The 21367-nt window shown below is 61.1% G+C and carries 21 protein-coding genes and 1 tRNA gene; 16 read left to right on the plus strand and 6 right to left on the minus strand.

The genetic code is table 11. From position 1 onward, the window contains the following. Nucleotides 1-47 precede the first annotated feature (47 nt). The 7 genes from GGR30_RS10360 to GGR30_RS10390 all read left to right on the plus strand — a co-directional run bounded on the left by GGR30_RS10360 (nt 48) and on the right by GGR30_RS10390 (nt 9466). Nucleotides 48-572, plus strand: a complete 525-nt coding sequence (locus GGR30_RS10360; protein WP_183485935.1) for a MerR family transcriptional regulator — start codon at nt 48-50, stop codon at nt 570-572. Nucleotides 573-862: 290 nt separating this feature from the next. After that, nucleotides 863-3412, plus strand: coding sequence for a plasma-membrane proton-efflux P-type ATPase (locus GGR30_RS10365; protein ID WP_183485938.1), 2550 nt, complete (start codon nt 863-865; stop codon nt 3410-3412). 31 nt (nt 3413-3443) lie between these two features. Beyond that, entirely contained in the window at nt 3444-4277 is an 834-nt protein-coding gene (locus tag GGR30_RS10370) for a polyphosphate kinase 2 family protein (protein WP_183485941.1), read from the plus strand. 601 nt (nt 4278-4878) lie between these two features. Continuing rightward, entirely contained in the window at nt 4879-7473 is a 2595-nt protein-coding gene (locus GGR30_RS23665; protein ID WP_183485944.1) for a cation:proton antiporter, read from the plus strand. A gap of 155 nt (nt 7474-7628) precedes the next feature. Then, a tRNA-Pro gene (locus tag GGR30_RS10380) sits at nt 7629-7705 on the plus strand. A gap of 109 nt (nt 7706-7814) precedes the next feature. Continuing rightward, nucleotides 7815-8372: a YbjQ family protein gene (locus tag GGR30_RS10385; RefSeq protein ID WP_183485949.1), complete on the plus strand. Its 558-nt coding sequence runs from the start codon at nt 7815-7817 to the stop codon at nt 8370-8372. A gap of 149 nt (nt 8373-8521) precedes the next feature. Continuing rightward, nucleotides 8522-9466: a formylglycine-generating enzyme family protein gene (locus GGR30_RS10390; RefSeq protein WP_183485953.1), complete on the plus strand. Its 945-nt coding sequence runs from the start codon at nt 8522-8524 to the stop codon at nt 9464-9466. A 20-nt stretch (nt 9467-9486) separates the two neighbouring features. On the opposite strand, the gene clcA is transcribed toward GGR30_RS10390, so the two are convergent. After that, nucleotides 9487-10842 carry a H(+)/Cl(-) exchange transporter ClcA gene (gene clcA, locus GGR30_RS10395; protein ID WP_183485955.1) on the minus strand — a complete coding sequence of 452 codons (1356 nt, stop codon included), beginning with the start codon at nt 10840-10842 and terminating at the stop codon, nt 9487-9489. A gap of 227 nt (nt 10843-11069) precedes the next feature. Between clcA and GGR30_RS10400 the strand changes: the two genes are divergently transcribed. Next, on the plus strand, nt 11070-12113 hold the full coding sequence (locus tag GGR30_RS10400) for a magnesium transporter (RefSeq protein WP_343066490.1): 1044 nt from the start codon (nt 11070-11072) through the stop codon (nt 12111-12113). Nucleotides 12114-12117: 4 nt separating this feature from the next. On the opposite strand, the gene GGR30_RS10405 is transcribed toward GGR30_RS10400, so the two are convergent. Then, nucleotides 12118-12969, minus strand: coding sequence for a hypothetical protein (locus GGR30_RS10405; RefSeq protein ID WP_183485957.1), 852 nt, complete (start codon nt 12967-12969; stop codon nt 12118-12120). 214 nt (nt 12970-13183) lie between these two features. On the opposite strand from GGR30_RS10405, the gene GGR30_RS10410 reads away from it, so the two are divergent. From GGR30_RS10410 to GGR30_RS10430, 5 genes are all read left to right on the plus strand, one after another. Further along, nucleotides 13184-13675 carry an acyl-CoA thioesterase gene (locus tag GGR30_RS10410; protein ID WP_183485958.1) on the plus strand — a complete coding sequence of 164 codons (492 nt, stop codon included), beginning with the start codon at nt 13184-13186 and terminating at the stop codon, nt 13673-13675. A gap of 231 nt (nt 13676-13906) precedes the next feature. Next, complete coding sequence (locus GGR30_RS10415; protein ID WP_183485959.1) at nt 13907-14482, plus strand: YceI family protein; 576 nt, start codon at nt 13907-13909, stop codon at nt 14480-14482. Nucleotides 14483-14548: 66 nt separating this feature from the next. Continuing rightward, a complete protein-coding gene (locus tag GGR30_RS10420) occupies nt 14549-15133 on the plus strand; it encodes a cytochrome b (protein WP_183485962.1) in 585 nt (194 codons plus the stop codon). A 1-nt stretch (nt 15134) separates the two neighbouring features. Continuing rightward, nucleotides 15135-15692, plus strand: a complete 558-nt coding sequence (locus GGR30_RS10425; protein WP_183485965.1) for a YceI family protein — start codon at nt 15135-15137, stop codon at nt 15690-15692. Between the two features lie 33 nt (nt 15693-15725). Further along, nucleotides 15726-15965, plus strand: a complete 240-nt coding sequence (locus GGR30_RS10430; RefSeq protein ID WP_183485968.1) for a hypothetical protein — start codon at nt 15726-15728, stop codon at nt 15963-15965. A 173-nt stretch (nt 15966-16138) separates the two neighbouring features. On the opposite strand, the gene lepA is transcribed toward GGR30_RS10430, so the two are convergent. Next, a complete protein-coding gene (gene lepA / locus GGR30_RS10435; RefSeq protein ID WP_183485971.1) occupies nt 16139-17965 on the minus strand; it encodes a translation elongation factor 4 in 1827 nt (608 codons plus the stop codon). 62 nt (nt 17966-18027) lie between these two features. Then, a complete protein-coding gene (locus GGR30_RS10440) occupies nt 18028-18471 on the minus strand; it encodes a hypothetical protein (protein ID WP_183485974.1) in 444 nt (147 codons plus the stop codon). An 80-nt stretch (nt 18472-18551) separates the two neighbouring features. Here GGR30_RS10440 and GGR30_RS10445 point away from each other — a divergent pair, with 80 nt between their 5' ends. From GGR30_RS10445 to GGR30_RS10455, 3 genes are all read left to right on the plus strand, one after another. After that, a complete protein-coding gene (locus GGR30_RS10445; RefSeq protein WP_183485977.1) occupies nt 18552-19343 on the plus strand; it encodes a hypothetical protein in 792 nt (263 codons plus the stop codon). A 77-nt stretch (nt 19344-19420) separates the two neighbouring features. Beyond that, entirely contained in the window at nt 19421-19996 is a 576-nt protein-coding gene (locus GGR30_RS10450; protein ID WP_183485980.1) for a helix-turn-helix domain-containing protein, read from the plus strand. 119 nt (nt 19997-20115) lie between these two features. After that, entirely contained in the window at nt 20116-20634 is a 519-nt protein-coding gene (locus tag GGR30_RS10455; protein WP_183485982.1) for a GNAT family N-acetyltransferase, read from the plus strand. On the opposite strand, the gene GGR30_RS10460 is transcribed toward GGR30_RS10455, so the two are convergent. After that, nucleotides 20625-20834 carry a helix-turn-helix transcriptional regulator gene (locus GGR30_RS10460; RefSeq protein WP_183485984.1) on the minus strand — a complete coding sequence of 70 codons (210 nt, stop codon included), beginning with the start codon at nt 20832-20834 and terminating at the stop codon, nt 20625-20627. The genes GGR30_RS10455 and GGR30_RS10460 overlap by 10 nt on opposite strands. Beyond that, nucleotides 20831-21235, minus strand: coding sequence for a hypothetical protein (locus tag GGR30_RS10465; RefSeq protein ID WP_183485986.1), 405 nt, complete (start codon nt 21233-21235; stop codon nt 20831-20833). Before GGR30_RS10465 ends, GGR30_RS10460 begins: the two co-directional genes overlap by 4 nt. Between the last annotated feature and the right edge of the window lie 132 nt (nt 21236-21367).

A 21367-nucleotide genomic window follows, 5' to 3' on the forward strand; every position in this document is an offset into this window, starting at 1 on the left:
TGCAATCCTGATTCGATCACTCTGGCAGGCGAGGACGGCCGAAAACCATGGACAAGTCTCCCGAGGCATTTCGCACCATTTCCGAAGTCGCGGAAGAGCTGGAGCTGCCGCAGCATGTGCTGCGCTTCTGGGAAACGCGGTTCACCCAAGTCAAGCCGATGAAGCGAGGCGGGGGACGCCGCTATTATCGCCCGGAAGATATCGAGCTCCTGAAGGGCATCCGCCATCTCCTCTATGATCACGGCTACACCATCAAGGGCGTCCAGAAACTGCTGAAGAGCAACGGCAACCGGTTCGTCACAGCGATCGGCAGCGGCGATGCCGAACTTGTCGAGGCGCTGGCCGTGCCGCCGGAGGCCAGGCAGAACGAGGACCAACCCTCGATCTTCGACGATGACCAGGTTGTCGGCCGTCCGAAGAAGGCCGGCGGGACTGGGTTCTTCCGCCGCAAGAAGGACGACGAGGGGGCCATTGATCCCGCCTCCGGCCTGGCGCGCTCGGATGATGCGCTTTTGCAGGAGGTGCTCTACGACCTCCTGGAATGCAAGCGCCTGCTCGATCAGGTGCGCTGACGGTCTTCACGGTCTGCAATATCCCAAAAGCCCCGGCAACGGGGCTTTGGCATGTCCGTGGCCAGGTCCTGCATCGGCGTTGATCGTCTTCAAATTCCTGTCTTCACGTCTGCGCTATAGTGTCCGCCAGAGGGTGAATTGCGACTCCCGTATTGCCAAAGCCGCCCCATTCTGCTTCCACTTATGGTGGCAATTTCGTATCGTCTCAATACGAAAGCCGGTTTCGGGGTGAGTTTGCGGATCGCGGCGGCGGTGCCCGACACGATGCGCCATGATTTTGGAGAATGATGATGGCGGAGAATGCAGCGGCCAATGACCTGGAGACAATGCCGGTCGATACGGTTCTGGAAAAGCTCGGCGTCGACCCCGAAAAGGGCCTGAGCGCGACCGAGGCGGAAAAACGCCTCGCGCAGTACGGTCCCAACGCGCTGCCTGAGGAAAAGACCAGCCTGATCAAGAACATCGCCGGTCACTTCGTCGGCCCGATCGCCTTCATGATCGAGGCGGCCGCGCTGGTGTCGCTGATCCTTGGCGACTGGGGCGACTTCTTCATCATCTTCGGCCTTCTGATTTTCAATGCCGGGTTGGAATTCTACCAGGACAGCAAGGCGACAAGCGCGCTTGCCGCGCTGAAGAATTCGCTTGCCCCGCAGGCAACGGCGCTGCGCGAAGGCAAGTTCGCCGTCATCGACGCGGCGACCCTGGTGCCCGGGGACATCATCAAGATAAGGCTCGGCGGCATCGTGCCCGCCGATGTCCGTCTGGTCTCGGGCGATTACGTCTCGATCGACCAGGCGGCGTTGACGGGGGAATCCCTACCCGTCAACAAGAAGGTCGGCGATATCGCCTATTCGGGCAGCGTGGTGAAACAGGGTGAGATGGCGGCCGTCGTCACCGAAACGGGGTCGGAGACCTTCTTTGGCCGTACGGCCAAGCTTGTTGCCGGCGCGGGCGCCGTCAGCCAGGCGCAGAAGGCGATGTTCCAGATCGGCAATTTCCTGATCGTGGTGGCGGTCGTGCTGGCCCTGATCATGGTCGCCGTGCAGGTCTATGTCGACATCGTCAAGGCGGATGACTGGGGCCTTGCCGATGCGCTCGGCATCCTACAATTCGTGCTGGTGCTGCTGGTCGCCTCCATCCCCGTGGCGATGCCGGCGGTGTTTTCCATCACCATGGCGCTTGGCGCGCTGGCGTTGTCAAAGGAGAAGGCGATCGTCTCGCGCCTGTCATCCATCGATGAAATGGCGGGCGCCGATATTCTCTGCTCCGACAAGACCGGCACGTTGACGAAGAACATCCTGACGCTTGGCGACCCGATTCCGGTTGGCGGGGCGAAGGCCGAGGACATCGTGCTCGCCGGCGCGCTCGCCTCGCGCGCCGAGGACGGCGACGCGATCGACGGCGCGGTGATCGGCGCGCTTGCAGACAAGGCCGTGCTCGAGCAGTACACGATCGGCAAGTTCACGCCGTTTGATCCGGTGTCGAAGCGCACCGAGGCGACCGTCACCGGGTCGGACGGCAAGGTGTTCCTGACATCCAAGGGCGCGCCGCATGCGATCGCCCTCCTGGCCAACGCGGACAAGGCCGTTGCCGATGAGGTCGATGCCCATGTCGCCGAGCTCGGCGCGAAGGGCTATCGCGCGCTTGCTGTCGCCCGCTCCGATGATAGCGGTGAAAGCTGGACGCTGCTCGGCATCCTGCCGATGTTCGATCCGCCGCGTGACGATTCCAAACAGACGATCGAGAATGTCCGCGCCAAGGGCGTCTCGGTGAAGATGATCACCGGTGACGATACGGCGATCGCCAAGGAAACGGCGCGCCAGCTTGGTCTTGGCACCAATATCCTGCCGGCTGCGGAAGTCTTTCCCAAGGACATGGACCCCGACAATGTGCCCGGTCCGATCGCCGCCCGGATCCTTTCGGCAGATGGTTTCGCGCGGGTGTTTCCCGAGCACAAATACGCGATCGTCAAGACATTCCAGAAGAATGGCCATTTGGTGGCGATGACCGGCGATGGCGTGAACGATGCGCCGGCGCTCAAACAGGCCGATTGCGGCATCGCCGTTTCCGGCGCCACGGATGCGGCGCGAGGGGCGGCGGCGTTGATCCTGACGGCGCCCGGCCTTTCGGTGATCCAGAATGCCGTCGACGAGGCGCGCCGGATCTTCGGCCGGATCACCAGCTACACGATCTACCGCGTTGCGTTGACCATGGACATCATGTTCCTTGTGGTGCTGTCGACCATCTTCCTCGGCTTCCAGCCGCTGACGCCGATCATGATCGTTTTGATGTCGCTTCTGGACGATATTCCGATCATGACGGTGGCTTACGACAATACCAGCGTGTCCGAGCAGCCGATCAGATGGCGCATGCCGCATCTCCTGTCGGTCTCCGCGGTCCTGGGATTCGCCTCGATCGTCCAGTCCTTCGGCCTGTTGCTGATGGGCATGGAAGTACTATCGGAACCCGGACGTTGGACGGGACTCGGCCTTACCGACCCGGCGCATCTGCAGTCGATGATGTTCCTGCAACTGGTCGCCGGCGGTCATCTTCTGATGCTGGTCAGCCGCAAGGAGAACTGGTTTACAAAACCGCCCTATCCGGCAAGGCCGCTGTTGATCGCCATCTTCGCCACGCAGCTTGTCGCGGTGCTGATGTGCGGTTTCGGCATCATCGTACCCGAAATTCCGTGGAGGCTGATCGGCTTCGTCTGGATCTACCTGATTGCCTGGCTGTTTATCATGGGAATGGTGAGGGTCGGGATCGACCATGTTCTTGAGAACCGCAGCGCCCGGCGGGCCATGTCGATCGATGTGGTCAATGAACGGTTGTTCCGCTAGTCTTCGCCGGCAAGGTCAGGGAGGTCTGCCGATGGATTTTCGCGAAAAACTGAGGATCGAGCCCGCAAGCTCCGTCAAGCTTGCCGATATCGATCCGTCCTTTCACGGCAATATCAAGGACAAGGATGAAGGCAAGGCGGAGCTTTCCGCCGTCCTCGACGAGATTACGCCGCTTCAGGAAAAGCTCTACGCCGAGAAGAAGCACGCGCTGCTGATCGTGCTGCAAGGCATCGATGCGGCGGGCAAGGACGGTGTCTGCTGGCATGTGATCCGCGCGATGAACCCGCAGGGCACCTATGTCGCAAGTTTCAAACAGCCGACCGAAACCGAGAAGGCTCATGACTTCCTCTGGCGCGTGCATCAGCGCACGCCGGCGCTCGGCCAGGTGGCTGTCTTCAACCGGTCGCATTACGAGGACGTTCTGGTGGCGCGGGTACACAATCTCGTTCCCGAACGCGTCTGGTCGAAACGCTACCGGCAAATCAACCATTTCGAGGAGTTCCTCTCCGAAAACGGCGTCAGCATCGTCAAGTTCTTCCTCTATATCTCCAAGGACGAACAGCTTGACCGCTTCGAGAAGCGCCTCGAAGACAAGGAGCGCCAGTGGAAGATTTCCGGCTCGGACTATTCCGAGCGGGAGCGCTGGGACGATTACATCGCGGCCTATGAGGACATGCTCTCGAAATGCTCGACCGAGCATGCGCCGTGGTATGTGCTTCCGGCCAATCGGAAATGGTTCCGCAATCTGGCGGCCGCCAAGATCATCCACCAAACCCTCCTCGACATGCAGATCGAGACGCCGACGCCGACGGTCGATCTCGACGAGATCTACCGCAAATATCATCACGCCGTGCGCAACGGCTGAGCTTGCGAAGGCTTCCCGGCATGGAGGCATGCCGGGAATATCTGGGCTCGTGCCCACGTTCTTGCTACGCTGCGCTGCAGCGACTCTTCTTGCTAAAAGTAAAATTTCTGTCACTATAATGCGATAGGATTGCCTTTTGACTTTGGTTTGGCGTCGTTGCGGCGCGTCAATTTTCGGTCTTTTGGTCTCCTGGATAATAAGTGCCTTATACCGGTCGGTGTGCGGACCACCATCGCCTTGACGTCGATGCCTCACAGGAGGACGCGGAAGGATGCGGCTTTTCTACTGCCAATATTGCGGACACCATCTGCGCTTCGGCCCGCCCGTGTGCTCCGCCTGCAGCATGCCCACATCGGCCGTCAATCGATATCGGTTCTGGGCCAGGGCTCTGATAGCGTTTGCCTTGGGGTCGGTTGCAATCCTGTCGACGATGGTGTTCTGAGGACAACGCGGTCAAAGGTGAAATAAAACTGCCCTCGCTTGCTGACTTGGGCGCATGATTTCGGCTAAGTTGAATATCTTCAAGGGTTTGGCGAGTGCGCCAGACAAAAGAAGAGATGAGACCCGGTCGCGCCATGCGTTCAGGTAAGGAGAGTGTGGAGTGGAGCTTGCGATCCTCGTCGCAATTGCCGCAGGTATTTTTGCCGTCATCGGGCTGAGCGAACCGCTCGCAGCGCGCCTCAGATTGCCGTTTTCCGTGATCCTTGCCGCGATGGGCATCGGCATCGGCATCACCGCCACCTTCTTCTGGCAAACGAGCCTCACCAATGCGCTGAACCCGTTGGCGCTTGGAATTCTGAACCTTCCGATCCGGGCGAGTTTCTTTCTCAACGTTTTCCTGCCGCTGCTTGTGTTTCAGGTGGCGCTCAATATCGATATCAGACGCATGCTGGATGACTGGGTTCCGATCCTGGTTCTGGCCGTGCTCGCGGTTTTCGTTGCCATGCTTGCCGTGGGCTTCGCGCTTTATCCGGTCGCAGGCCTGCCGCTCGCCGCCTGCCTTCTGGTTGGCGCGATCGTTTCCACCACCGATCCATCGGCCGTTGTTTCCATCTTCAAGGCCACGCCTTCCCCCCAAAGGCTGGCGCGCATCGTCGAAGGCGAAAGCCTGCTGAACGATGCGGCTGCGATTGCGCTGTTTTCGCTCTTCCTGGGCTTTGTCACCGTCAATGTCGCCAATCCGAAGATCGCGCCGGCGCTTGTCACCTTTCCCTGGATTGCCGGCGTGGGCGGCCTGATCGGCGTCGCTGCCGGGCGTTTCGCGGTCGAAGTGATCGCCCGCATGCCGGATTTTCCGCGTGGCCAGATCTCGGTATCGGTCGCCGTGCCGCTGCTGACATACCTGCTGGCCGAACAGTTTTCCGCCTCCGGCGTGATTGCCGTGGTTGCCGCCGGGTTGACCATCAACCTGCACATGACCGCCCGCTTCACCCCGGCGCTGAACCTGCAGATGCGTGACACCTGGGACCTGATCGCCCACTGGGCCGGTTCGCTGATCTTCATTCTCGCCGCCATCCTCATTCCCAAGCTTCTATCGGAATTCGTGCTCTACGACCTGTTCCTGATCGTGGTCGTGGTGGTTGCCGCACTCGTCGCCCGAGCGCTCATCCTCTTTGGCGTGTTGCCGGTGCTTGCCTCTCTCAGGCTCTCGCCGAAGATGGAGCGGCCCTACAGCGTGGCGATCCTCTGGGGCGGGCTTCGCGGCGCGGTCACGCTGGCCCTGGCGCTGGCGGTGACCGAAAACCGCTACGTGCCGCAGGACATCAAGCATCAGGTCGGCCTGATCGCCACGGGATTCACCCTGTTTACCCTGATCGTGCAGGGCACGACGCTGCGCTGGATCATCCGCAAGCTCAAGCTCGACAGGCTCAGCCCGCTCGATGTCGCGCTCAGCAACCAGGTGATTGCGGTCGCGTTGCAGAGCGTGCGCGAGCGGGTTTCCGAGACCGCGCGCGATCTCGGCCTGACCCGTGAGATCGTCCGCGACGAGGCCAAGCGCTTTGCCGAGCGCGTCGATGCCGCCGTGGAGGAGACCGACGCGACCGAACAGCTTCAGGATCGCGACCGGATCACGCTCGGCCTTGTCGCGCTGGCCGCCCATGAGCGCGATTCGATCCTTGACGGCTATCGCGACCAGATCATCTCCGCCGACCTTGCCGAGCGTCTGGTCATCGGCGCCGACATGATCATCGAGGCGACGCGAACCAGCGGGCGCGCCGGATACCGGGCGGCATCGCGCCGGGTCTACGCTACGAACCTGCGCTTCCGCGTGGCGACGCTGCTGCACAATTATCTCGGCATTGCCAGGCCGCTCGCCAGTCTTCTGGAAGACCGGTTCGATGTTCTCGTGTCCTACAGCATGGTGCTGCCGCGTCTGGAGCTGTTCATTGACGAACGCATCCGTCGCATCCATGGCCGGCGCGTCGCAGAACTCCTGCACGAACTGCTCAACCGCCGCCTCGAGGAGGCGCGCCAGGAACTCGAAACCCTCAGGCTGCAATTTCCCGGCTATGCCGAGGAACTGGAGCGGCGGCTGATCCGGCGCACCACGCTGCAGCTGGAGGAGGGCGAATACGAGGCGCTGGTGGAAGACGGGCTGATCGGCCCCGAACTCCGCGCGACGCTTGGCGCGGATATCGACAAGCGACGGGCGCAACTGAGGGGTAGGCCGGTTCTCGACCTGAAGCAGCAGAAGCGCGTTGCTGTCGAGGGCTTTGCTGCCTTTTCGGACTTCACCGACAGGGAACGCAAGCTGCTGCGCAAGAAGATCCGCATCGTCTATGCCGCGCCCGGTCAGCATATCCTGAGGAAGGAGAGCTCGGCCCGCGAGGTTTGGTTCATCGCTGCTGGCACGGTGAATGTCGTCACCGACGGCGTGAAGCTCCGGCTGACGGAGGGGGACTTGTTCGGTCAGTTCGCCGTTCTGGCCAAGCGCCGACGGCCGATCCAGGTGACGGCGGTGACGGATTGCACGCTGCTGACGCTGGACGAGCACACCTTCCGCAGCTTCATTGCGCGCGAAGGCGCCTTCCGCCGGGCCGTCATTCAAAGTGCAGCCGAGCGCGGCGTCATTATTCCGCCGGAGATCTTCGATCGTCCGGCAGAGGAGCAGACAGCCGAGATCCGCTCGATCCTGGTCAAATCCGGTTCGCTCAGGCCGAGGCCGCAGAGACGGTTCTACCAAAGCGGATTTTGACCGAGGCAGCGTTGCTGCCGGCTTGAATGTCGCGGGGTTTGCTGATCTGTTCCGGGCCTTCCGGCGCAAATTTCCGGTTTTTGGTTTGGATCGTCAAATTGCCTCTTGCGCGCCCGGCATCGAAAGTCTAATGGGGACGGGCCGTTATGGCTGGTCGGGGTGTAGCGCAGCCCGGTAGCGCACTTGACTGGGGGTCAAGGGGTCGTGGGTTCGAATCCCGCCACCCCGACCATTTTATATTGGACGCAAGGCGTCTGTAATAAGTCCTTTGTCCCCCAGGCATTGGGCTTTTTTTGTCACTGCAATAGGCTAATCTCCCAAGGAATTTTGGGGAGTTTGAAATGGCCAAGTGTAGAAAATGCGGTGACGCGATTCCATTCATGGACAATCGTTACTCTGGCTTGTGCTCCAAGTGTTACACGGAGAAAGAACGTCGAATTCACCAGGCGCTGGACAGCGTGAATGCCAAACGCGATTCTGCAATAATAGACGAGTATCGTTCGACTGGTCAGATTGCCGACAGAAGCAATATGCCGAAGGCGTTGTTTGATGAGATCCTTGATTCGCTGATTTTAACTAACGGAGAGTCTGTTCCTGGGCGAGAAGTGTCTCAAGTAATAGACATTGTCGGAGCAGAAGTGGCCTATGGTCTAAATTTCTTCAAAGACATCGCTAACTCTATGAGAGACTTAGTAGGAGGGCGTTCGGATACAATACAGCGAGCAACATCTGATGGCAGACAGGCATGCCTTGACGAGATAAGATCAAAAGCTGCTAGGTTAGAAGCTGATGCGGTCATATCAGTGCGTTTCGAGTTTAGTCAGTTGAACCTTGGGGTGGGTACGAGTGGTATTTTTCTGATTGTTGCGACAGGAACAGCCGTAAAGCTAAAGCGCTAACTATCGTTGATAGATATCAAGAAAGTTTCCGATCGATCACTCGCACGTCGTATCTGAGTGCGGTAATTTTCAACTTAACAAAAAAGCTTTAGAAGTCGCTTGAGAGCAACCGGAACGGGCACCGCCCGCTTCAGTGAGGGAGAAGAACGATGGATGACGCCGTCAAGGGCTGCTGTGCCGTCTCGCGCAATGCAGGAGAGCCGGCGCCCGCCTCTGCGCCCGCCGCCGCGCCTTTCGTTGCCGGCGAGCGCTCCAATGCGATCTTCATTCCCGGCGGACGCAGCCATGTGGGCATGGACAACCCTGTCATCCCGCTCGACGGCGAAGGCCCGGCGCGCAGCGTCAAACTCAATGCCTATCTGCTGGAAGCCCAGACCGTGACGATCGGCCGCTTTGCCGATTTCGTCGCCGCGACTGGCTTTGTCAGCGAAGCGGAGCGGTTCGGCTGGTCGGCCGTTTTCGCCGGGCTTCTGCCCGCCGATACCGAGGTGACGGGCAACGCGCCATCGACGCCCTGGTGGGTGCGCATCGACGGCGCAAGCTGGCGGCAGCCGGAAGGGCCGGGGAGTTCGATCGAAGACCGGCTCGAGCATCCGGTCACCCAGGTCTCTCACGCCGATGCGCTGGCCTTCGCCGATTGGGTTGGCGGCAGGCTTCCGAGCGAGGCGGAATGGGAGCGCGCGGCCCATGGCGGCGTGCGCGGCCGAAAATTTGCCTGGGGCGATGACGAGCCGGATGACGAGACCATTTTCTGCAATATCTGGCAGGGCACGTTCCCGCATACCAACACCATGGCCGACGGCTATATGGGGACAGCGCCGGCACGCTCGTTCGAGCCGAACGAAGGCGGGTTCTACAACATGGCCGGCAATGTCTGGGAATGGACGGCCGATCCCTATCGCATCCGCTCGCTGTCGCGCCACGCCAAGAAGCGCAATGCCGATGCGGTCGCAGCCGGCGAGCGGCTGTTGAAGGGCGGGTCCTTCCTCTGCCACATTTCCTATTGCTATCGCTACCGGATTGCCGCCCGCATGGCGCTCACGCCCGACAGTGCGGCGAGCAATGTCGGCTTTCGCGTCGCCTATGACGCGTGAGCCTTCGTCTGAAACGTGTCTCAGGCGATGCCCGTGCCCGAGCGTTTCTTCGGCATGCGCTCGGGGTGGACGCCGGCCTGGGCCAGGGTGCGGTCGAGAAGCTGTTCGTAGATGGGATGGCCGCCGATCCACTGCGCAACGAGATTGGCCGTGAGGCAGGTGGCGATCAGCGGCAGCGTCATCGTATAGGCGCCGGTCAGTTCCAGCGTCAGCGCCACGCCGACGATCGGCGCGCGCACCGAAGCGGAGAACAGCCCGCCCATGGCGGCAATGCCGAAGGCCAGCGGTACGGCGGCGCCTGCGGGCAGCATGCCTGAAAGCGCGGTGCCGAAGGCAAGGCCGAAGCAGATGGCAAGCGCCAGCATCGGCGCGAAGATGCCGCCCGGCGTGCCGGCGGAATAGCTGGCGACCATGCTGACATAGCGCAGCACCGCAAGGCCCAGCAGCGCGCTGAGCGCCATGTTGTCGCGCGCCATCATCACGATCACGTTCTCCCCGCCGGTCACGGCGCGCGGAAACAGAATGAACAGCGCGCCGACGGCAAGCCCGATCAGCGCCGGCATCAGGTAGGGCACGCGCTTGTGCATGCCCATGACGAAGTTGCTCACGCCCATGATCGCGGCGTTGAGGCTGACGCCGACCGCGCCGAGCACGCAACCGAGGATGACGAAGGCCGGCAGAAGCGCCAGCTCGGGCGTGGGTACGGACATGGAGAAATCCGGCGCCGTGCCGCCGATCGTCTCCGTCATCACGGTGGCGAAGAAGGCGGCGGCGATCACGCCCATATAGGTGCGGAAGGTATAGGGGAACTGGCTGTGGGTTTCCTCGACGATGAAGAGAACGGCGGCCAGCGGTGCATTGAAGGCGCAGGCAAGACCTGCCGCCGCACCTGCGCCCAGAAGACCGCGCCGCTCCACGTCCGACACCTTGAAGAAATCGGTGATCGCCGCCGAGATCGACGCGCCGATATGGATTGTCGGCCCCTCTCGCCCGAGCACGAGACCCGAGGAGAGCGCTGCGATACCGGTGAGGTACTTGACCGGCAGGACCTTGCGCCAATGCACCGTGCGCAGGTTGCTCATCGCGCCTTCGATTTCCTGGACGCCACTGCCGCCGGCCTCCGGTGCGTATCGGCGCACGATATAGACCGAGGCGACGGTGAGGCCCATGGTAATGAGCGCGGCAGCGCCGACCAGAAACGCGCCGTCGAGATGGCGGGCCAGTAACTCCGGCCATTTCAATAGCCGGTCGATGATCAGATGGAAGAAGGAGCCGGCCGTTCCCGTCAGAATGCCCGCTGCGGCAGCAAGAACAATGAATCGGGCTTCGGCGCGCCGGTTGCCGGGTTGATCGGGAAGCTGGGACATGTCATCCATGGGTTACGCGCCGGATTGCAAAGGGTCAACAACAACAAAAGCGGGTGTGCCGAGCCCCTCGACGACGAAGGCGCGCCGTGTCTCATCCCCCTTCATTCAACCTCAGTATGCAGACAAGGCAAATGAAGTCCAGTCTCGCAAATCGCTCCTGCACACTTGTCGCCCGAAGCGTCATCAAATCGTAAAACCGCCTTGTATAGTAAGAGGAAACTGAAAGGATCTGTGTCGTGACGGAAGCAACAGCCGGCGAATTCACTCTGAGCGCTCCTTTGACCCCGCTTTCGCGGATCACGGAAAAAGCGCCGCTGGTGCTGAAGCCGGAAACGCCTTGCGGCGAGGCCGTGAAGCTGTTTTCGAAAAGCGGAGAAAAACATGCGACCAGGGCCTGCATCCGCGGCGGAGACGGGACATTCGCGGGCGTCGTCTGCCTGCATGACTGCCTGCGCCACCAGGTGGACGATCCCGTCAGTTCGTTCGCGCGGAAGAACATCCCGCTGGCCCGCACCGACAGGACGGCCGAATCGGTCGCGCACCAGATGGTGGAGGACCAGATCGAGTTCATGCCGGTCGTCGACCAGGACAACCGGCTTGTCGGCGCGGTAGAGGGCGCCCGGGCGGCCCGCTTCGTGGTCGACACGCTGCAGGAGGACGCCGAGGTCTTCGTCGGCCTTTCGGGTACCGTCAATGACGATTACTTCGAACATTCGGTCTGGTCGGATTTTCGCCGCCGCTTTCCCTGGGTGCTGGGTCTCGCGATTGCGGGTCTCGCCGCGGGCTATGTCGTCCACATTTATGAAAGCGCGCTCGATGCGCTGGTGATCCTTGCGCTCTACATGCCGATGGTGGCCGATACCGGCGGCAATGTCGGCACGCAGTCGGCCAGCCTCGTCACCCGCGTGCTGACTACCGGCAGCATAAGATGGGCCGAGGCGGGCACCATCATGTGGCGGGAAATGCGGGTCTCGCTGCTGATGGCGGCGATGCTGTTTGCCTTCGCCTTTCTGAAAGTGGTGCTGATCTCCAATGCCGCCGATGTGCCGGAAGGGCTGACGCTTGAAGGAATCGGTCTGGCGATCGCTGTGGCTCTTGCCGCACAGGTGGTCTCCGCCACGCTGATCGGCGCGCTCCTGCCGCTCGGCGCGATCGCGGTGAAGCAGGACCCGGCCGTCGTTTCCGGTCCGGCGCTGACCACGATTGTCGACCTGACCGGGCTTCTTCTCTATTTCACCATCACGACCATGATGCTCGGCATCGTCGTCGTTCACCAGTAACGGCTCACGCGGCGGCGTTGTCGCCCGCATGGCGGGCCTCGCGCATGCTGAGCGCGGCGGCGAGCGCGAAACAGAAGGCGCCGAACCAGAGGTTGGCGTTGGAGATATCCATGACGACGGCGGAAACGCCGTGGCGCGGCACATAGGCCAGCGTCGAGGCGATCATGAAGGCGACGCAGCCAGCAAGGTTGATCGCCGCGATCCACCAGCCAAGCTCGCGGCGCGGTCGGGAAAGGTGCGCATGGCCGACCTCGATATAGGCCAGATAGGCCGAGACCAGGAACAGCACCGAGCCGATCATGCCCGGCGTCCAGATCGCAAGGTCCTGCGCGACCCAGCCCTTCGGCGTGTTGATGGCGTCAAACGTGTTGAAGTTGAAGGCGACCGTGCCGATGAACTGCGTCGAGGCGCTGAGCCAGCCGGGACTGTTGGGGCTCCAGCCGAAGAGCTTCGGCCTGACGCCGGAGCCGGCCGCCGTCTGGTCGGCATTGGCCGCCTGGAAGAGCTGCAGATAGGCCGCTGTGGTGAAGGGGATCGAGCCGATGAAGAAGGTGACGTTGGTCGTCCACGCCGGCAGTCCGGCACCGATCTTCGGAAAGAGCGCCATCGCGCTTCCCGCCATGAACAGTGAGGCGCCGATGACGAACACCAGTCCCATGATCCAGTTGTAGAGCGCGGTCTGCCAGGCCGGCGCGCGCACATGTTCAAGCGCGCGCCTCTGGCGGAACAGCCCCTTGCGGTGGTCGCGGGCGCGCCAGAGCAGGCGCCGGCCGCCGCGCGTTTCATGGCGCAACGTGACGAAGGGCCAGGGGCCCGCCTGAAGGTTCTCTTCCGCGTGGTTGACCTTTGACATCATGCGTTCTTCTGTCTGCTGGGCGCTCAGGGGTGGCTGTTGCCGGCGACTTTGGCCGCTGGCGTGACGAAGGTCAACCGCGGGCACGGACGCGGCGCTCGGAAAGAGGGCATTCTTTGCTGTTGATCGTCGGCCCCATTCAGGCAAGATTGGCGCTGCCCGCGAGACGCGGGGAGGGATGGCGGCCCTGCCGCGCAACGAGAGGGATGAATAACGCATGGATCGTGCACACGACCCGAGCCAGCTTGAAATGGTTGTACTGATGACGCCGGACATGGCGAATTTTTCCGGCAAGGTGCATGGCGGGGCGCTCTTGAGCCTGCTCGACCGGGTGGCCTATTCCTGCGCCGCGCGCTTCTCGCAGCATTACGCCGTGACGCTGTCTGTCGATCAGGTGACCTTTCGCGAGCCGATCAATGTCGGCGAACTCGTCACGCTGCGCGCCTCCGTCAACTATACCGGCCATACCTCGATGGAGATTGGCATCCGCGTTGAGGCGGAGGATGTGCGCAGCGGCAATCGCCGCCACACCAATTCCTGCTATTTCACCATGGTTGCGGTCGACGAGCACGGCAAGCCGACGCCCGTTCCGAAACTCAACCTCGAGACGCCCGACAAGGAGCGCCGCTTCGAGGAAGCCAAGATGCGCCATCAGTTGCGCAAGGAATATGAAGCCCGCTTCAGGGAACTGAAATCGGAAAGGGACTGAGGACGAAGCTGCGCCTCGGCGCGGACTTGCCCTGGTTTATGCTGCGCCGCAACCGGTAAAGTGCGGCTCACATTTTCTTCATCTCTGGAAAGTTAAGTGAAATCAGCGATTTGACTTGTTGAACAGTTCGTTCAGCATTTGCGAAATTGTCGAACACGCAATTTCCGCTAGCTGTAGGGGTGCACGCGACCATTCCGGTCCAGTCCAAACCGCATCAGCGAGAGGTTATTTATGTTCCGTTTTGCTACCACGGCTGTCGTTCTGTCCATGATGTCCGCTCCGGTTCTTGCCGCCCCGGTCTCCTATGAATTCGACAAGTCGCACAGCAACCTGTCATTCAGCTACAACCACCTTGGCTACTCGATCACCGACGGCCGCTTCGGTGACTGGGACGCCACGCTGACGATCGACACGGATGCACCGGAAAACTCTTCGGTTGAGTTCGTGATCGCTGCGGACAGCCTCGACACGTTCTGGGAAGCGCGCGACGAGCACTTCAAAAGCGCCGATTTCTTCGAAGTCGAGACCTATCCGGAGATCACCTTCACCAGCACCGAAGTGAAAAAGGTTTCCGATACCGAGCTTGAGGTGACCGGCGACCTGACCATCAAGGACATCACCAAGCCTGCCGTGCTGACGGTGGAAATCCTGTCGCTCGGCGAGCATCCGATGGCGGAAAAGCAGGCTGCCGGCTTCCTGATGGAGGCGACGGTCCTGCGCTCCGACTACGGCATGGACATGTACACGCCCTATATCAGCGACGAAGTCTCCGTCGTCTTTTCCGGCGAAGCGCTGATTGCCGAGTAACGGCTGACCAATGAGCGCGCGGGCGGAGCCGGTGAGAGGCTCCCCCGCGTCTCCCGGAGATTTTCGATGATCAAGAACACCAGACATGGCTATGGCGCCGTCGCCATCCTGTTTCACTGGGGCATGGCGCTGCTCATTCTCGGCATGCTCGGACTTGGCCTTTACATGGTGCGGCTGCCGCAGTCGGACCCGGATGCCTTCGCGCTGTTCCAGCTCCACAAGTCGATCGGCTTCGTCGTGCTGACGCTCGCCGTGCTTCGGCTCCTGTGGCGGGTCGTGAACCCTTCGCCGAAACTGCCGGCGGAAATGCCTGTCTGGGAAAAGGGCGTCGCGCATCTCGGACACACCGGGCTCTACGCGATGATGTTTCTGCTGCCGCTCTCCGGCTGGCTGGTGGTCTCGGCCTCACCCTGGGGCATCCCGACGATCGTCTTCAATCTGTTCGAGGTGCCGCATCTGCCGGTTCCGGGCGACAAGGCCGGAACGGAGGCGCTTGCCTCCGCCGTGCATGAATATGGCGCCTATTTCCTCATCCTGCTGATTGCCGGCCATGTCGCCGCCGCCTTCAAGCACCACTTCATCGCCCGCGACGAGACGCTGAAGCGCATGGTGCGCCCCTCGCGCGGTGCCCAAACCGTTCCCGGAGAATGATATGCGCTTTTCCATGAAGACCCTTCTTGCCGCCGCCGTTCTCGCCGCTCCCTTCGCCACCCCTGCCATGGCCGAGACCTGGACCGTTGATCATGATCAGAGCACGCTCGGCTTCGAAGTGCCGCAGGGCGGCAAGACGCTCTCCGGCACATTCGAGAGCTGGACGGCTTCGATCGATTTCGACCCGGAAGCACCGGAAGACGCGCTCATCACCGTGGAGATCGACACCGGCAGTGCCGCGACCGGCAACGGCCAGTATGACGGCATGCTGGAGACGTCCGACTGGTTCTCCGTCAAGGAATTCGGTTCTGCCGATTTCACCACGGACAATGTGCTCGTTCTCGACGATGGCACCTACAAGGCCGACGGCCTTCTGACCATCAAGGCGGTCACCCTGCCGATCGAGCTCGGTTTCACGCTCGATATCGACGGCGACACGGCCCATGTTGTCGGTCAGGCGACGCTGGACCGCAAGGAATACAATCTCGGTCCCGCCGTGAACGCCGATACCGTCGGAGAGACGGTGACGGTGCTTCTCGACCTGACGGCGATGCGGTAAGCTCGCGCCACGATGCGCTAGGAGAGGGCGCGCGTGGCCGAGATGCAGAAATACACAATCCACAACGAGCGCATCAAGCTTCTTGCGAATGCGCTCGACAGGGCTTCAACGGCCTGCATCGCCGCCGGTCTGATTGTCCCGTCTGTATCGGCGCTTAGTCATGTCGAAGCGCTGTCGGGACTTGCCATCATTTCAAGCTTGGTCTGGCTTTTTGCCGCTTTTGCACTACATATGGGTGCAAGACACGTTCTCGGAAGGTTGAGAGAGCCATGAACAGCACAATGGTATTTTTCTATTTCGTGCTGCCCCTGCTGGTCGCGGGGCTCGGTTGGGTGGCTGTTCTCGCCAACGACTGGAACGAGAAGCGGCGGGAACGCCTCTTGCCGCCGGGAGAATGATCCCGGCGCGCATTCGTCGCACAAACACTCGCAAAAGCGCTGCTTGCTTTACTCGTCGCTCATCTTCAGCGCGGCGATGAAGGCTTCCTGCGGGATTTCCACCTTGCCGAACTGGCGCATGCGCTTCTTGCCCGCCTTCTGCTTTTCCAGAAGCTTGCGCTTGCGGGTGGCGTCGCCGCCATAGCACTTCGCCGTCACGTCCTTCCGGAGCGCCGAGATCGTCTCGCGCGCGATCACAGTGCCGCCGATGGCGGCCTGGATCGGGATCTTGAACATGTGCTTCGGGATCAGCTCCTTCAGCTTCTCGCACATGTCGCGGCCGCGCTTCTCGGCCGCCGTGCGGTGCACGAGCATGGAGAGCGCGTCGACCGGCTCGCCGTTGACGAGGATCGACATCTTCACCAGATTGCCGGCACGATAGTCGTCGAGATGGTAGTCGAACGAGGCATAACCCTTCGAGATTGACTTCAGCCGGTCGTAGAAATCGAAGACGACCTCGTTGAGCGGCAGGTCGTAGGAGAGCATCGCCCGGTTGCCGACATAGGTGAGGTTGGTCTGGATGCCGCGACGGTCCTGGCAGAGCTTCAGGATCGATCCGAGATGATCGTCGGGCGTCAGGATCGAGGCCTTGATCCAGGGCTCGCGGATCTCGGCGATCTTGACGATGTCCGGCATGTCGGCGGGATTGTGCAACTCGATCTCGCGCCCGTCCGTCATCGTCAGTTCGTAGACAACGGAGGGGGCGGTGGCGATGAGGTCGAGGTCGAATTCGCGCTCCAGCCGCTCCTGGATGATTTCCAGGTGCAAAAGGCCGAGGAAGCCGCAGCGGAAGCCGAAGCCGAGTGCCGCCGAACTTTCCATTTCATAGGAGAACGAGGCGTCGTTGAGCCTGAGCTTGCCGACAGCGGCGCGCAGATCCTCGAAGTCGTTTGCATCGACCGGGAACAACCCGCAGAACACCACCGGCTGGGCGGGCTTGAAGCCCGGCAGCATCTTTTCCGTCGGGCGCTTGTCCTCGGTGATCGTGTCGCCGACGCGGGTATCGGCCACTTCCTTGATGGAGGCGGTGATCACGCCGATCTCGCCGGGGCCGAGCTCATCGACAACCAGCATTTTCGGCGTCAGCACGCCGACGCGATCAATCGGGTATTTGGCGTCCGTGCCCATCATGCGGATGGTCTGGCCCTTTTTTAGCACGCCGTCGATGACGCGCACCAGAACCATGACGCCGAGATAGGTGTCGTACCAGCTGTCGACCAGCAGCGCCTTCAGCGGCGCATCGGCGCCCTTTTCGGTCTTCGGCGGAGGCAGCTTGTGGACAATGGCTTCCAGCACGTCCGGCACGCCCATGCCGGTCTTGGCGGAGATCAGCAGGGCATCCGACGCATCGATGCCGATCACGTCCTCGATCTGCTCCTTGACCCGCTCCGGATCGGCGGCCGGCAGGTCGGCCTTGTTCAGAACCGTGACCAGTTCGTGATCATTGTCGATCGCCTGATAGACGTTTGCGAGCGTCTGGGCTTCCACGCCCTGGGATGCGTCGACCACCAGCAGCGAGCCCTCGCAGGCCGAGAGCGAGCGCGACACCTCATAGGCGAAGTCGACATGGCCGGGCGTGTCGATCAGGTTCAGCACATAGGTCTCGCCGTTCTTCGCCTTGTAGTGCAGGCGCACGGTCTGGGCCTTGATGGTGATGCCGCGCTCGCGCTCGATATCCATGTTATCGAGAACCTGCGCGGACATCTCACGCTCCGCCAGCCCGCCGCATGTCTGTATCAGGCGGTCGGCCAGCGTCGATTTCCCGTGGTCGATATGGGCCACGATGGAAAAGTTGCGGATATGGTCCAGTGGGATGCGGTCTTCATTTGTGCTCATGCGCGCGCATATAGCAGCGCGCGCGGCTTCTTGGAAGCGAAATTGCGGGGAGAGGGGCGTGGTCAGCAGGGACGTTTTGGGCAATTCAAATCGTATTGCCTGTCGATGACACCTTGTCGTTCTCTCGTTTTTTGAGTGATTTCGTAGGCTATCGCAATCCTTTCGGGTTCGATTGCCCTGAGTTCAGCCCGCAGAGCCGAAATCCTTGCGAGATGGTCATCGACTTCGGTGACGACCTGCGCAACCGCATGCGCGGCTTGGCCGAAACCGATGAGTATTTCCCTTAGTCGCCTGCTTTTGGCTGCGGCGACGATATCGGTCAAGGCAAGTCCGATGTCGGAAGCGATAGAAGACAGGTCCAGCTCCAATGAGGAGATTTCCCGAGGGATCACGGCTTTTCTGTCCGCCAACGCCTTCTTTTTCTCCCTCAGTTGCTCGATCGTTGTATCCAGAGCCAGTTCAATGCGTCGCAGGCTTTCGCATTCCCCTGAATATTGGTTAGTCATCTCGTTCACCTTTCAGGAAAGTTGAGAAAGGCCTACGATGCCCTCACCAAGAGTTGCGGGGCTCGGCGGGGATATTCATCATGCGAAACGTTATCTGCTTTGCGTGTTTGCTGGTTGTGGGGGCGTTCTCTCAAGGGGGGGCGGCAGACAGCGAGTGGTCATTCTCAGACCATCCCCAACCCAGACCCTGGGAGATCGACCCTGATCAGGGGCGCTTCCTTGATCCACCGGGTCAGGGGCTTCTTTTCGGAGCGCCTGGATGTGGCGACCGCATGGAGCGCGCATTCATCGTTTATCTCGAGACCTATCCAGACTATGCCGAAACCGGACCACGGAATCTGCTTTACGCGCGCTGGCTTGACTATGCGGAGGCCAGTGAAGAATGGTCGTTGCCTTGCTGCCTCTCCGCACCGCACGGCTATCAGCTCAGGCGCATGCTCGAGGAGCCTGACGCCGATGTCACGATTTCCTATTGCGGTCGGTTCGCAGGAGACCCGGAAACCAGTTACGACTGGCTGGCGAAAATGCATATCGATGTCATTGAACATATCGCGCTCAAAGGATCGGTGGCGGGCCTGTCCGTATATCTTCAGCTTGACGGCAAGGGCCGCGTCGTCAATCTCAACCCTGATGTTGTTTATTATCTTAAAAGCGCGATCCTCTCTTCGGATAATCCGACACGGCCGGACTACCTTTTCGATGAGAACGATGCGTCCTGGCGCGATCAACCCTGGAACAGACCCAATCTCGAAGAGGAATTGTCGCCCGAGCGCAAGGCATTCGTCGATGAGGCCGTGGCAAGGGGCGACCTTGCCGCCGTGCTGGAAACCACCGGTCCTTGCGGGGATACGGCCTGGCGAGGTGCTGACTAGACCTGCGAACCAATCGCAGCCGGGTTTCCCGACAATATCCGCTTGACTCTCTTATAGTGGAAATCCATGATCGCATCATGGATATGACCGACTCAACCTTCGACCGAACCATTGCGCTAAACCTCAAACGGCTTCGGGCCGAAAAGGGGCTGACGCTCGACCGGCTTGCCGAACTCTCCGAGGTCAGCCGCGCGATGATCTCGCGCATCGAGCGGGCTGAGGCCTCGCCGTCCGCGCTGGTGCTGGCGAAGATCTGCGCCGCGCTCGGCACCTCGCTTTCGGCTTTCTTTGCCGATGCGGACCGGCCCGTCGATCCGCTGTCGCGCCGGGTCGACCAGCCGGTCTGGCGCGATCCGGAAACCGGCTATACGCGCCGTTCCATATCGCCGTCGGGCACCGGCTCGGGCGTGGATATCGTGCTCATCCGCTTTCCCGCCGGCGGTCGCATCGCCTATCCGCCAAAGCATGGCGCGGCAGAACTGCGCCAGCACGTCTGGGTGCTGGACGGCGTGCTCGATGTCGAGTTCGGCGAGGAGAACCACCAGCTTTCGAAAGGCGACTGCCTGTTCATGCCGGTGGCCGAGCCGCATGTTTTCTCAAATCCCGGCGCGACCGATGTCACCTATTCGGTGATCATCGAGCGTATGCCGTAGAGCGCCGTGCGTCCATTCGGACGTACAAACGACGCTCTAACCTATTGAAACTACGCATCGTTCTTTCCGAAAATCGATTCCGATCCTCGGAGAGAACGTTGCCTCAACGAGGTGCCGTCATGGACATCAGGCTTTTGAACGGTGACGAGGCCGAGGCGGCCATTCCCGCGCTCTGCGCGCTGCTGGCGGACAGCATAGAGGACAATGCCTCCATGGGCTTCATGGCGCCTTATGATGCGGGCGCGGTTGAAGCGTTCTGGCGGCAGGTGGCCGCGGGCGTTGCCGCCGGCGCGGTCATTCTTGCCGTCGCCGAGGAAGAGGGCGCTCTTGTCGGCACGGTGCAGGCGGGGCTGGCGCAAAAGCCCAACCAGCTTCATCGCGGCGATGTGATGAAGCTCATCGTGCTGCGCGCCTTCAGGGGGAGGGGTATTTCCCGCCTGCTGATGGAGGCGCTGGAGGCCGAATGCCGCAAGCGGGACCGATGGCTTCTGGTGCTCGACACCGCCACCGGCAGCGCGGCGGAGGCGATCTATCCGCGCTTCGGCTGGAACCGCGTCGGCGTGGTGCCGGACTATGCGCTTTATCCCGAAGGCGGCTATTGCGACACGACCTTCTTCTACAAGCGTCTTCAGGACTGAGCATCATCCTCTTCGGGAAAGAACACGGCTTCGATCGGCAGAGCGAAGACGCGGGCGATCCTGAAGGCCAGCGGCAGTGACGGATCATAACGCTCCGCCTCGATCGCGATCACGCTCTGGCGGGAAATGTTCAGTTCTTCGCCAAGCCTTGCCTGTGACCATCCGCGCTCGACCCGAAGGCGCTTCACGATGTTCTTCATCCGAGCGAACCGGTTTCCCGCCAGGTCAGATATAGGGCAGCCACGGCATAGGACAGCCAGTAGATCGGGTTGAGCCAGAACAGGGAGATTGTGTCGACATCGCCATAAAGCTCCAGATAGCCCAAGGCTGTCGCCAGAGAAAAGACAACGGCCAGACCCGCAATGATTGCGCGGATCTGTATGATCCGCAGAAATTCATCGATTTCGCGGACGTAGCGCAGATGCGCCCAGAAGAAAGCGAGAAGGGCGGCGATCGCGATGGCCATCAGGCCCATGATTGCAACCGACACATGCGGTGTGTGATCGCTCACCCGGTTGATCGCGAATGACGTGGCGAGGAATACCACGAGTGCTGGAAACATCACGGAAAAATAGCGCCGTGTCGCCCGGTTGTTGGTCATCGGCCGGGTTCCTGTGTTGTAAAGCCTCCTTTACATAGAGGGTTTCGACAAATATGTAAAGTGTACTTTACAACATATCTCTTTCCGAAGGGGCGCGCTGTTCGAGACCTAATCCGCAATTGTATCAACGAA

The sequence above is a fragment of the Martelella radicis genome (assembly GCF_014196625.1).
In the GTDB taxonomy this organism is placed as follows: Bacteria; Pseudomonadota; Alphaproteobacteria; order Rhizobiales; family Rhizobiaceae; genus Martelella; species Martelella radicis.